This is a genomic window from Nocardia cyriacigeorgica (assembly GCF_010858045.1).
Lineage (GTDB): Bacteria > Actinomycetota > Actinomycetes > Mycobacteriales > Mycobacteriaceae > Nocardia > Nocardia cyriacigeorgica_E.
The window spans coordinates 477,285-489,093 of sequence record NZ_JAAGVC010000001.1; the positions used below are offsets into that span (position 1 = coordinate 477,285).

General features: G+C 68.7%; 10 protein-coding genes. 4 read left to right on the forward strand and 6 right to left on the reverse strand.

Annotation, left to right across the window (positions count from 1 at the left end; all coding sequences use genetic code 11):
* Window positions 1-81: 81 nt before the first annotated feature.
* A complete protein-coding gene (locus GV790_RS02245) occupies window positions 82-1,728 on the reverse strand; it encodes a (2,3-dihydroxybenzoyl)adenylate synthase (protein ID WP_163809857.1) in 1,647 nt (548 codons plus the stop codon).
* Window positions 1,729-1,830: 102 nt separating this feature from the next.
* On the opposite strand from GV790_RS02245, the gene GV790_RS02250 reads away from it, so the two are divergent.
* The 3 genes from GV790_RS02250 to GV790_RS02260 all read left to right on the forward strand — a co-directional run bounded on the left by GV790_RS02250 (window position 1,831) and on the right by GV790_RS02260 (window position 6,340).
* On the forward strand, window positions 1,831-2,634 hold the full coding sequence (locus GV790_RS02250; protein WP_163809859.1) for an SDR family oxidoreductase: 804 nt from the start codon (window positions 1,831-1,833) through the stop codon (window positions 2,632-2,634).
* Window positions 2,635-2,688: 54 nt separating this feature from the next.
* Complete coding sequence (locus GV790_RS02255; protein ID WP_163809861.1) at window positions 2,689-3,342, forward strand: isochorismatase family protein; 654 nt, start codon at window positions 2,689-2,691, stop codon at window positions 3,340-3,342.
* A gap of 97 nt (window positions 3,343-3,439) precedes the next feature.
* Window positions 3,440-6,340: a UPF0182 family protein gene (locus GV790_RS02260; protein ID WP_163809863.1), complete on the forward strand. Its 2,901-nt coding sequence runs from the start codon at window positions 3,440-3,442 to the stop codon at window positions 6,338-6,340.
* 285 nt (window positions 6,341-6,625) lie between these two features.
* Here GV790_RS02260 and GV790_RS02265 read toward each other — a convergent pair whose 3' ends face one another.
* The 5 genes from GV790_RS02265 to GV790_RS02285 form a co-directional block, all read right to left on the reverse strand.
* On the reverse strand, window positions 6,626-7,564 hold the full coding sequence (locus GV790_RS02265) for an alpha/beta hydrolase (RefSeq protein ID WP_163809865.1): 939 nt from the start codon (window positions 7,562-7,564) through the stop codon (window positions 6,626-6,628).
* 65 nt (window positions 7,565-7,629) lie between these two features.
* Complete coding sequence (locus GV790_RS02270; RefSeq protein WP_163809994.1) at window positions 7,630-9,177, reverse strand: polyamine aminopropyltransferase; 1,548 nt, start codon at window positions 9,175-9,177, stop codon at window positions 7,630-7,632.
* 50 nt (window positions 9,178-9,227) lie between these two features.
* On the reverse strand, window positions 9,228-9,653 hold the full coding sequence (locus GV790_RS02275; RefSeq protein ID WP_138447042.1) for a DUF350 domain-containing protein: 426 nt from the start codon (window positions 9,651-9,653) through the stop codon (window positions 9,228-9,230).
* Between the two features lie 64 nt (window positions 9,654-9,717).
* Window positions 9,718-10,164, reverse strand: coding sequence for a DUF4247 domain-containing protein (locus GV790_RS02280; RefSeq protein WP_163809867.1), 447 nt, complete (start codon window positions 10,162-10,164; stop codon window positions 9,718-9,720).
* A gap of 141 nt (window positions 10,165-10,305) precedes the next feature.
* Complete coding sequence (locus tag GV790_RS02285) at window positions 10,306-10,914, reverse strand: DUF4178 domain-containing protein (RefSeq protein WP_178127414.1); 609 nt, start codon at window positions 10,912-10,914, stop codon at window positions 10,306-10,308.
* Between the two features lie 207 nt (window positions 10,915-11,121).
* Here GV790_RS02285 and GV790_RS02290 point away from each other — a divergent pair.
* Window positions 11,122-11,809 (forward strand): aminotransferase class V-fold PLP-dependent enzyme (locus GV790_RS02290; protein WP_163809871.1); only part of this gene is annotated, 688 nt, incomplete at its 3' end.

Consider the following 11,809-nt stretch of genomic DNA (forward strand, 5'->3'; position numbering starts at 1 on the left):
GCGGCCAGCCACACGTACCCCCGTTCGCCGGGCGGGACCGTCACCGTGCGGATGGCCTGCTCGAGCGCGCCACCGGCCCGCTCATCCGGTGTGTGCGCCGGTGGCCAGCAACCGGCGCAGCTCGCGCCGGCTGGTCTTACCGACCCCGGTCTCCGGGAACTGCTCGACGATGACCACCGCGTCGGGCATCTTCCAGGCCGCCACACCGCGCTCCCTGACGAAGGCGCGCACCGCGGTCAGCGTCGGCCGGTTCGCGTTGTCCACGGGTTGGAGGAAGGCGCAGATGCGCTGGCCGAGCACCGGATCCGGAGTGCCGATGATCACCGCGTCGCGCACAGCGGGATGTTCGAGCAGATGCGCCTCGAGTTCCTCGGCCGAGACCTTCTCCCCGCCGCGATTGACCCAGTCGCCTGCCCGGCCCTTGACGACGATATTGCCGTCGGGACGCAGACTCACCACGTCGCCGGTGCGGTACCAGCCGGCGGCGGTGAAGCTGCGGGCATCGGCGTCGGGGTTGTCGAAGTAGCCGCGAATCGTGTACGGGCCCTGGGTGATCAGGTTGCCGTCGGTGCCCGGCGGAACCGGGTTGCCGTCGTCGTCGACCACCGCGATCCGGTCGTGCTCCGACATCGGGCGCCCCTGGGTGCCGATGACCACATCGAGCGGATCGTCGAGGCGGGTGTAGCAGACCAGGCCCTCGGCCATCCCGAACACCTGCTGCAACGTGGCGCCGAGCGCCGGGCCGATGCGCCGCGCCAGCTCCTCCTGGCAGCGCGCACCACCCACCTGCACCACCCGCAGACTGGACAGATCGGGGGTCGAGCCGGCTTCGGCCCGTTCCACCCACAGCCGCGCCAGCGGGGGCACCAGTCCGGTGATGGTGACGCCGAACCGTTCGATCGCGGCGAAGGCCGTCGCGGGAGTGGGATCGGGCGTCATGGCGACGGTGCCGCCCGCCCACAGCGCGCCGAGGATGCCCGGCGAGCTCATCGGGAAATTGTGCGCGACCGGCAGCGCCGCCAGATACACGGTGTCGCTGTCGAGTTCGCAGACCTCGGCGCTGCGGCGCACGCTGTAGAGATAGTCGTCGTGGGTGCGGGGGATGAGCTTCGGGATACCGGTGCTGCCGCCGGACAGCTGGAGGAATGCCACGTCGGACGGGTCCGGCGCGGGCAGGTCGACGGGCTCGTCCCGGAACTCCGCCAGGGCGCGAACGTGTTCGGGAAGGGGTTCGCCGTCCGCGCCGACGATGAGCACATGCTCGACGGAATCGACCTGCGCGCGAATCGAATCGGCCAGCACCGCATGGTCGAAACGCTGATGCTGCGCACAGGTGACGATGGCCTTCGCCGCGGCCGCCGTCGCGATGGGCGTCAACTCGGCGGCGCGGTGGGCGGGCAGGCAGAACACCGGCAGCGCACCGAGCCGGAACAGCGCGAAGATCACCTCGACGAATTCGGCGCGGTTGGGCAGCTGCACGAGAACGCGGTCCCGGCAACCGATTCCGAGCCGCGAGAGGCCGGTGGCCAGGCTGCGGGAGCGGTGGTCGAGGTCACGGTAGGTCCACCGATGGGTGTCGTCGACGACGGCGAGCGCGTCGGGTGTCGCGGCGGCGCGGGCCGACAGCATCTCGCCGAAGGTCTCACCCGCCCACACCTTCTGCTCGCGGTACCGGTGCGCGTCGGCCTCCGGCCATGGTGTGAAGCCGGGCAGGTGGGTCGAAGCCATTGTGGGCCACCTCTTCTCAGTGAATCGGAGCGTTCTTCGCTCCACTCCGATGACCGATCCGGAGCGGAAGCTCTCACATTCTTATCAGGTTAGGCTAACCTCATGTTTATGAACGTTTCGGGACGGCGCGTGGTCGTCGTCACCGGAGCCGCGGCCGGCATCGGCGCGGCAGTCGCCCGGCGGTTCGCCACCGAGTCCCATGTCCTCGCACTGTGGGACCGCGATCCGGGCGTACACCGGGTCGCCGACGAAATCGCCGAGACCGCAACGGGTGCGGTGTCAGCGATGCAGGTCGACGTCACCGATGGTGAGGCCGTCGACGCCGCGTTCGACGTGCTCATCGCCCGGCACGGCGCCCCCGATGTGGTCGCGCACGCGGCGGGCGTCATGCGCGCGGGCAGTGCTCTTGAGATCGGCGCGGACGACTGGGATACCAGCCTCGCGGTCAATGCCACCGCCACCATGCTCGTCACCCGGCGTGCCGCGCGTGAGATGGTCGCGGCCGGGCGGGGAGCGATCGTGGTGGTGTCGTCGAACGCGGCCGCCGCACCACGGGTCGGGATGGCTGCCTACTGCGCGTCGAAGGCTGCCGCCACGGCCTTCACCCGCGCGCTTGCCCTCCAGGTCGCCCCGCACGGTGTCCGGGTGAACCTGGTGTCGCCGGGCTCGACCGATACCGCGATGCTGCGCGGCCTCTACGCCGACGCCGACCGGCCCCTGGACGACGCCGCACGCACCGCCGTACTCGACGGTGACGCGCACGCCTACCGCCTCGGTATTCCCTTGCGCCGCATCGCCACCGCGGACGATATCGCCGCGGCGGTGCGGTTCCTCGCCTCCGCGGACGCTCGCCACATCACCATGCACGACCTGCGGGTGGACGGCGGCGCCACGCTCGACATGTGAAATCACCGGGCCGGCGCCCGGCCGGCACCCGATACGACGAACCGGAGAGATGTCATGCCCATACCCCCGATCGCGCCCTACGACCTACCCAGCGCGGACGAGGTCGCACCGAACGAGGTGGCCTGGACCGTCACACCGGAGCGCAGCGCCCTGCTGATCCACGATATGCAGCGGTATTTCCTGTCCGCCTACGACGTCGAGCAGGATCCGGCGCGCACCCTGCTCGCCAATATCGCCCGGCTGCGCGATCGCTGCCACGCGCTCGGTATTCCCGTCATCTACACCATGCAGCCGGGCAACCAGCATCCCTCGCGCCGCGGCATCCTCGCCGACTTCTGGGGCACCGGAATGTCGCACGGACCCGACACCGAAATCGTGCCCGCCTTACGCCCGCAGGCGGTGGACATCCAGGTCACCAAATGGCGATATTCCGCCTTCCAGCGCACCGACCTGCGTGAACTGCTCGGCTATTACCATCGTGACCAGCTCATCATCACCGGCGTCTACACCCATATGGGCTGCATGCTCAGCGCCGCCGAGGCGTTCATGAGCGATGTGCGCCCGTTCCTGGCCCTGGACGCCACCGCCGATTTCAGCCGCGACGAACACCTCATGGCGTTGAACTACACCGCGCGCCGCTGCGGTGCCGTGCTGAGCACCGCCGATCTGCTCGAACAGCTCAGCGAGGTGCCCGCCCGCGCCGGTTGAGCCGAGCGGCCGTTCGCGGCGCGCCGGTAGTATCGGTGCACATGGCCCGTGCCGGCCGCCCACCCGCTCGGCCGGCGCAGCCACGGGAGAGCCGGTGATGAGCACACGCGAAATTCCCAGCTGGCGGCGGTTGCCGGGCAGCGTACGGCTGCTGGTGATCACCGTGGCGATGCTCGTCGTGCTGCTGCTGGTGGTGCCCCGGCTGATCGGGGTCTACATCGGCTGGCTGTGGTTCGGTGAGGTCGGCTACCGCGAGGTCTGGCGCACCGTGCTGCTCACCCGGGTGGTGATGTTCGTCGTCGTCGGGCTGTTCGTCGGCGGTGTGCTGCTGGCGGCGATGTGGTGGGCCTATCGTTACCGGCCGCTGCTCATCGCCGACGACGAGCGCGAGGACTATCTGCTGCCCTATCGCAGCGTGGTGCTGCGCAAGCCGCTGTGGTTCGGGCTCGGTATCGCGGGCGCGCTCGGGCTGATCTGCGGGCTGATCGGGCAGTCGCGCTGGACGACGGTGCAGCTGTTCCTGCACGGCGGCGCCTTCGGCATCGACGACCCCGAATTCGGCCACGACATCGGCTTCTTCGTCTTCGATCTGCCGTTCTACCGGCTGGTGGTGAGCTGGCTGTTCGCCACCGTCGTGCTCGCCCTCCTGGCCACCCTCGCCGCACACTATCTGTTCGGCGGCATCCGGTTGACCGGCAAATTCCCCGGCCTGACCACGGCGGCGCGGGTGCAGCTGGCGGTGCTGGCCGGATCGTTCATCCTGCTGAAGGCCGTCGCCTACTGGCTGGATCGGTACGCGCTGCTGTCGAGCCACAGCCGCGAACCCACCTTCGCCGGAGCCGGCTACACCGACATCAACGCGGTGCTGCCCGCTCGGTTGATCATGTTCGCGATCGCCCTCATCTGTGCCGCCGCCGTCTTCTCCGCGGTGGTGGTGCGCGATCTGCGCATCCCGGCGATGGCGGCCGCGCTGTTGCTGCTGTCCTCGATTCTGGTGGGCGGGGTGTGGCCGCTGGCGGTCGAGCAGCTGTCGGTGCGGCCCAACGCCGCCGACAAGGAACGCGTCTACATCGAACGCAATATCGCCGCCACCAGACAGGCCTACGGGATCGGTAGCGACCGCGTGGACTATCGGCCGTATCCGGGGATCGGGACCACGCCGCCACCGCAGGTCCCGGCCGACGCCACCACCATCGCCAATGTGCGCCTGCTCGACCCGAACGTGCTGTCGCGAACCTTCACCCAGCAGCAGCAGTTGAAGAACTTCTACAGCTTCCCCGACAAGCTGGACCTGGACCGCTACCGCATCGACGGGCAGTTGCGCGATTACGTCGTCGCGGCCAGGGAGCTGACGCCGAGTGCGCTCAGCGCCAACCAGCGGCACTGGGTCAACCGGCACACCGTCTACACCCACGGCAACGGCTTCGTCGCCGCACCGGCCAACCGGGTGAACGCCGCCGTGCGCGACGCGGCCGGGGACGCGGAGAGCAGCAACAGCGGCTATCCCATCTACACCGTCAGCGATATCGCCAGCGCCGCGTCCGGGCAGCAGGTGATCCCGGTGGACCAGCCGCGCATCTACTTCGGGGAAGTGATCGCCGCGGCCGACCCCGATTACGCCATCGTCGGCGGCGGCAGCGAGCCCCGCGAATACGACACCGACAGCACCAAATACACCTACGACGGCGCGGGCGGTGTGCCGATCGGCAACTGGGCCGACCGGCTGGCGTTCGCGGTGCACTACGCCGAACGCAACATCATTTTCTCCGATGCCATCGACGCCGATTCCAAGATCATCTTCAATCGCGATCCACGCCACCGGGTCGAACTGGTCGCGCCCTGGCTGAGCACCGACAACGACCCCTACCCGGCCGTGGTCGACGGGCGGATCGTGTGGATCGTCGACGCCTACACCACCGTCGACGGCTACCCGTACGCCAAGCGCAGTTCGCTCGAGGCGCTGGCCGCGGGCAACGAAGCCGAGGGCGGACCGTTCGAGGAGATCTCCTACGTGCGCAACTCGATCAAGGCCACCGTCGACGCCTACGACGGCACGGTGACCCTCTATCAGGTCGATCGCGACGATCCGGTGCTGGCGGCGTGGATGAACGTCTTCCCGGGGACGGTGGAACCGCCGGAGGCGATCAGTGAGGAACTGCGCGCCCACTTCCGGTATCCGGAGGATCTGTTCTCCATCCAGCGAGAGATGCTGGCCAAATACCACGTGGACGAGCCGCGAGAGTTCTTCACCACCAACGCGTTCTGGTCGGTGCCCAGCGACCCGACCGTCGAGACCAACCCGCACCAGCCGCCCTTCTACGTGCTGATGGGCGATCCGGAAACCGCCGACCCGTCCTTCCGGCTGGCCAGTGCGATGGTGGGGTTCAATCGAGAGTTCCTGTCCGCCTACATCTCCGTCGCCTGCGATCCGGACGACTACGGCAGATTCACGGTGCTGCAACTGCCCACCGACACCCTCACCCAGGGGCCGCAGCAGATCCAGAACTCGATGATCTCCGATACCAGGGTGGCCTCCGAACGCACCCTGCTCGAACGTTCCAACCGCATCCAGTACGGCAATCTGCTCACGCTGCCGATCGCCGAGGGCGGGGTGCTGTATGTCGAACCGCTGTTCACCGAGCGGATCTCGACCGCACCGAACGGTTCCACCTTCCCGCAGCTGGCACGGATGCTGGTGAGTTACCGCGATCCGGGCACCGGCGGCGTCCGGGTGGGCTACGCCCCGACGTTGGCCGAGGCGCTCGATCAGGTCTTCGGCCCCGAGACCGGTAACCTCGCGACCGCGCCGGGCGGTGGTCCCGCCGCACCACCACCCCCGGGTCGGCCCAGGCCCGCACCGCCGTCCGGCCCGGCCGTACCGGCTCCCGCGGTGGACGAGGCGACCATCGCCGAACTCAATGCCCAGATCGAGGCCATCCGCGCCGCGCTCGACCGCATCCAGCAGCAGGTCGAGGGGCTGCCGCGGCCGGGCGGATGAGGCGGGCCGGAGGGCGGCGAAGTGACGCCGGATCGCTACGTCAGGGGTCTTGACTGACGCCGGATCAGGGCCATACTGGACATATACCGGAACACCGAAGGGTGTGACGCGTTCGAAGGAGACGTCCGGAGAACGGTGGTCACATCACTTCAAGATCCGGCTAGGCCCCCGGCAAGCCAGTCGAGTACCGGAGCCATCAGCGACGACTGAGGCTCATGGAATCGATGGAGACTACCGGGGACTGCTCTGTTCAGGGGGTTTCGCACCGGCTCGGCGCCGGACACCTCACGCACCGATCGCGCGAGCCAAGTGCGGCCACGAGTCGTGCAAGTCGGTCTCGAACTGCCCCCACGTGTGTGATCCCGACGCCCGATTGACATGCGTGGCAGGGATACCCAGCGAGGCCAAACGGCCGGCGAACGCACCCGTGCAGGCGCTCGCGATGGCCTCGACCGGAGGCATCGGCAACCCGCCCTTATCGATCCCGCCCGGAATACCGGAGGCGGCCGACAAGAAGATCGACTTACCCGCGAGCCGATGCGCGTTCAGGAACGCATCATGCGCACGCCAGCCGGGACCGCCCGGCACACCCCAGACATTGCCCGGATTACCGCCGCCGCGCAGCACCTGCGCCCCGGCCAGCGACACACCCACCGGATCGGTCGCCCACGGGCACCCGCTGTACGCCGCCACCGCGCTGTAGAGCGGACCACCCTGGATGGCGAGATCGATGGCGGAGGCGCCGCTCATCGACACCCCGGCAATGGCATTGCGGCCACTGGCACCCAGCCGCGCGTCCATGACGCCGGGCAGCTCCTGCGTCAGGTAGGTCTGCCACTTGTTGCGGCCCATCACCGGGTCGTCGGCCATCCAATCGGTGTAGAGGCTGTAGCCGCCGCCGACCGGCATCACGACATTGACGAACTTGTCGGCGAAGAACTGGGCGACATCGGTGTCGTTCCACCAGGAGATGCCATCGGAGCCGCCGCCGGCGCCGGTCAGCAGATACAGCGTCGGCGCACCAGCGCCCGCGGCCCGGATCACCCGGTTGGTGACGACCTTGTCCATCGACGGCGAATACACCTCGATCTGCGAAACCCGGGGCGCGATGGGAGATTCGGCCACCACGCGGGAACCCGAAGGGGCCGCCGCCGCGGGACCGGTGAGAACGGCGGAAGCGGCAACGGCGCAGACGACAGCGGTCAAGAGCTTCGAAGCCTTCACTCTTCCGTTGTACCGTCCCGTGGCGGTCGGCCGCGAGAACTACCCGCCACCGGCGCGTGTCCGGATCACTGCCATTCGCCGCGTTCGAGATCGAGGATGCGCGGGTGCATGAGCGTCGACGGACGCTCGCCGGTATCGCGGCGGTCGGGCGCGAACACCGCCGCCGCGGCCAGACTCGACGCGTCGATGGAGCGCAGCGGCGCCGGCGGGTCGAGTGCCAGCCGCGGTTCGGTCTCGCGGCTGGCGAGCACGAAACCCCAATCGCCGAAACTCGGCACGTCGACGTGATAGGGCAGGGTGCGCAACCCCGCGGCACGCACCGTGGCATCGATGCACCAGAACGAGCGCGGTGCGAAGAACGGGGAACCGGCCTGCACCACCATGGTGCCGCGTGGCGCGAGCGCGCCCGCGGCCAGCGCGTAGAACTCGGTGGAGTACAACTTGGCGATCGAGGTCTGATCGGGATCGGGCAGATCGATCAGCACCGCGTCGAATTGCCGTGGCGCCGCGCGCAGCCAGGAGAACGCGTCGGCGGTGACCACGGTGACGCGCGGATCGTCGAACGCGTGCCGGTTCAACGCGGTGATCCGCGCATCGGTGCCGGCCAGCCGGATCATCTCCGGATCGAGTTCCACCAGGGTCACGGCCGCCACATCCGGATACTTCAGGATCTCGCGCAACGCCAGCCCGTCGCCGCCGCCGAGCACCAGCACGTTCGCGCGGGCGCCCGCCAGCGCCGGATGCACCAGCGCCTCGTGATAGCGGTACTCGTCCACCGAGGAGAACTGCAGATCGCCGTTGAGGAACAGGCGGGTATCGGTGCTGCCGAACGGCGACAGCGATTCGGTGAGCACGATCTGCTGATACGGCGTCTGCTCCCGCCACACGATCGGATGCGCGAACAACGCCTGCTGAGCGGTGGCCTCGAAGCGGTCGGCGTAGAGGTAGCTGCCCACCAGCGCCGCCGCCACCAGCACGGTGAGCGAACCCAGCAGCCAGCGGGTACCGCGGTGCAGATCGTCGCGGAACCACACGAAGATCAACGCCAGCCCGGCCAGCGCGTTCACCACGCCGACGATCAGGCTGCCGCGGATCTGCCCGAACATCGGCAGCAGCAGGAACGGGAACGCCAAGCCGCCCAACAGCGCACCCACGTAGTCGGCGGCGAACAGATCGGCCACCGCGCTGCCCGCGGCCTGGCGCCGGATCCGTTGCAGCAGTTCCATCAGCAGCGGGATCTCCGCGCCGATCAACGCACCGATGACGATCGAGATCAACACCAGCGCCGCGGTGTAGAGGTCGAGCCAGGCGTATGCGGCGTACAGCGCCAGCACCGACAACCCGCCGACCGTCGCCAGCGCCAGCTCCACCCCGACGAACGCGGCGGCCGCGCGATGACGCAACGGTTTGGCCGCCAGCGCACCGAGGCCCATCGCGCACACCATCACGCTCAAGGTGATCGAGGCCTGCGCGGCGGTATCGCCGATCAGATAACTGCCGAGAGTGACCAGCGACAGCTCGTAGACCAGACCACACGCCGCACAGACGAATACCGTCACCAGCAGCGCGATCCGGGCGAACCGCCGACGCGGACCGGTGACCGCCCCGCCGATACCGGGTGCGCCGGTATCGGGCGGGTTCTCGGTCGGCGCCGCGGTGGGCACTAGGTCAGGCCGGCCGCCACCACACCGGCGACGGCGAGATGCAGGGCCGCGCTGACCCACACGCCGGGATGCAGCTCCTTCTCGGCCACCACGCCACGGAATTCACCGGGGGTGACCAGATCCAGCAGCAGGAACGCCAACGCCATCGCGGCCAGGCCGATCACGCCGTACACCGCGCTGGAGGCGAGGGCCGCGCCGATCGCGCCCTGCGAAGTCCAGATGGCGGTGGCCACGATGATGCCGACGCCGAGCAGGTTCGCCGACACCAGCAGCGCCGCGTTGCGGTTGCGTTCGATCCAGATCTGCCTGCGCAGATTGCCGGGGGTGAGAATGTCGACGATGACGAAACCGAGCGCCATCAGCGCGATCCCGACCCCGCAGTACGCGAGCGCGGCGCCCGCGTCCGCGGGGAGATCTTCGAGCATGTTGTCCTCCTGAGCCGGAATTGTCCGTCGGTTGTCCTGGGCGGGCCGGTGCTGCCGGATGGCGCTATTTGCCGTCGCCGCTGCCGCCGCCACGGAAGCCACCACCGGAACCACCGCCGCCGCTGCTGGCCCAGCCGTAGCCGCTGACGTAATGGCTGTGCCTGCGATGGCCGGTGCGGTAGTCGTCGACCAGGATCTTGGCTCCGCCCTGGTACGGCGTGACGGCGACGATGTCGTCGCGGTATTGCAGGAAGATCTTGTCCTCGGTGCTGCGCTTGTCCAGCGGCCGCACCGCACCGGCGATCTCGTTCGCGACGATCGGCGCCGCCGCGGCGGCGGTGTAGACCATGCCGTTGTTCGGCTCGTCCAGCGCGGCGGCGCGGGTGTAGGTGTCGGCGATGTACTCGCGCGGATCGTCGCTGTCGCCGACGCGGGCGATGATGGCGATGACCAACGCGATCGCCACGATCACCGAGATGATGCCGGTGACCAGCCAAGCGGTACGGCTCACGACTCCGCCTCGCTGGCGCTCGGCTCCGCCGTTGCCGTGGGCGCTGTGCTGATGGTTCGCTCGCTACGCTCGCTCACGACTCCGCCTCGCTGGCGCTCGGCTCCGCCGTTGCCGTGGGCGCTGTGCTGATGGTTCGCTCGCTCACGATGGCTGCTGCGGGTAGATCATGACGGCACTGCGGTTGAGCACCTGGCCGAGGGTGCCCTCTTTGCGGCCCGCGTCGCCGAACTCCTCGAACGACAGGCGGGTGCCGTCGTCGGCGAGGTAGTCGTTGTAGGTCAGCACGCCGCTGGGGGCGAGGCCGGTGGTGGCCTCACTGGCGAATCGCGCGGTGCCGGTCTCCTCCAGGCGGAAACGCTTGCCCTCGTGCTCGAGTTCGGCAGGCCCCGGCGCGGGCAGGCCCGCGGTTTCGGTCCACAGCACCAGCTCCAGGTCGGGGTCTTCTTCCACCGACAGCCAGTGCTGCACGTCCTTGCCGGTGTCGAGCAGATGTTCGGCCCACTGGTACCCGCCCTCCGTCAGGCGGAGGGTGCCGCGCACCGTGTAGCTCTGGCCGAAGATGTCGACGATGTCGCCGGCTTTCAGGGCGCGCGGGTCACCGCGCAGGGCATCGGCGTCCTTGTCGGCGAACGGGTCCACCGGTGCGGACGGCCGGGCCTGCTCCTGTGCGCGTTTTTCCTTGGTGAGCTTGTACACCATGTAGAACGAGACGCACGCCAGGACGATGACCACGATCAGCGCGACGATCAAGAATGCGGTGATGACAACCCCTCCCGGTCCGAACTCCTCGGCGACCCTAACACTCTTGTCCGCGCTCGGGGCCGGGTGTGGCGCCCTGACCACGGTTGGGCTCGAGCTGAACGCAACCCTCGCCCTCGGCGGCCGGCCTTCCTAGCGTGATGGCCGGATCACCCTTTTCCCTGACCGGCAACCGCAACCCCGAGGAGTATCGCCCCGATGACAGAACCCGACCCGAGCGCCGCGTGGAGCTTCGAGACCAAGCAGATCCACGCCGGGCAGTCGCCGGACACCACGACCAATGCCCGCGCGTTGCCGATTTATCAGACGACGTCGTATGCCTTTCGTGATACCGATCATGCGGCGGCGTTGTTCGGGTTGGCCGAGCCGGGCAATATCTATACCCGGATCATGAATCCCACCCAGGATGTGGTGGAGCAGCGGATCGCCGCGCTCGAGGGTGGGGTGGCGGCGTTGTTGGTGGCGTCGGGGCAGGCCGCGGAGACCTATGCGATCTTGAACCTGGCCGGCGCGGGTGATCACATCGTGTCCAGCCCGCACCTGTACGGCGGCACCTACAACCTGTTCCGCTACAGCCTGCCCAAGCTCGGGATCGAGGTCTCCTTCGTCGACGATCCCGACGACCTCGAGCAGTGGCGGGCCGCGGTGCGTCCGAACACCAAGGCGTTCTTCGGTGAGACCGTCGCGAACCCCAGCAGCGTGGTCTTCGACATTCCCGGTATCGCCGAGGTCGCGCACGCGGCCGGGGTGCCGTTGATCGTCGACAACACCGTCGCCACCCCGTATCTGATCCAGCCGCTGGCCCACGGCGCCGACATCGTGGTGCACTCGGCCACCAAATACCTCGGCGGCCACGGCGCCGCGGTGGCCGGAGTGATCGTCGACG

What these genes read in the sequence shown, in the direction of transcription:
- GV790_RS02245 (WP_163809857.1), bottom strand. Translation starts at nt 1,728, where the DNA reads ATGGCTTCGACCCACCTGCCCGGCTTCACACCATGGCCGGAGGCCGAC.
- GV790_RS02250 (WP_163809859.1), top strand. Translation starts at nt 1,831, where the DNA reads ATGTTTATGAACGTTTCGGGACGGCGCGTGGTCGTCGTCACCGGAGCC.
- GV790_RS02255 (WP_163809861.1), top strand. Translation starts at nt 2,689, where the DNA reads ATGCCCATACCCCCGATCGCGCCCTACGACCTACCCAGCGCGGACGAG.
- GV790_RS02260 (WP_163809863.1), top strand. Translation starts at nt 3,440, where the DNA reads ATGAGCACACGCGAAATTCCCAGCTGGCGGCGGTTGCCGGGCAGCGTA.
- GV790_RS02275 (WP_138447042.1), bottom strand. Translation starts at nt 9,653, where the DNA reads ATGCTCGAAGATCTCCCCGCGGACGCGGGCGCCGCGCTCGCGTACTGC.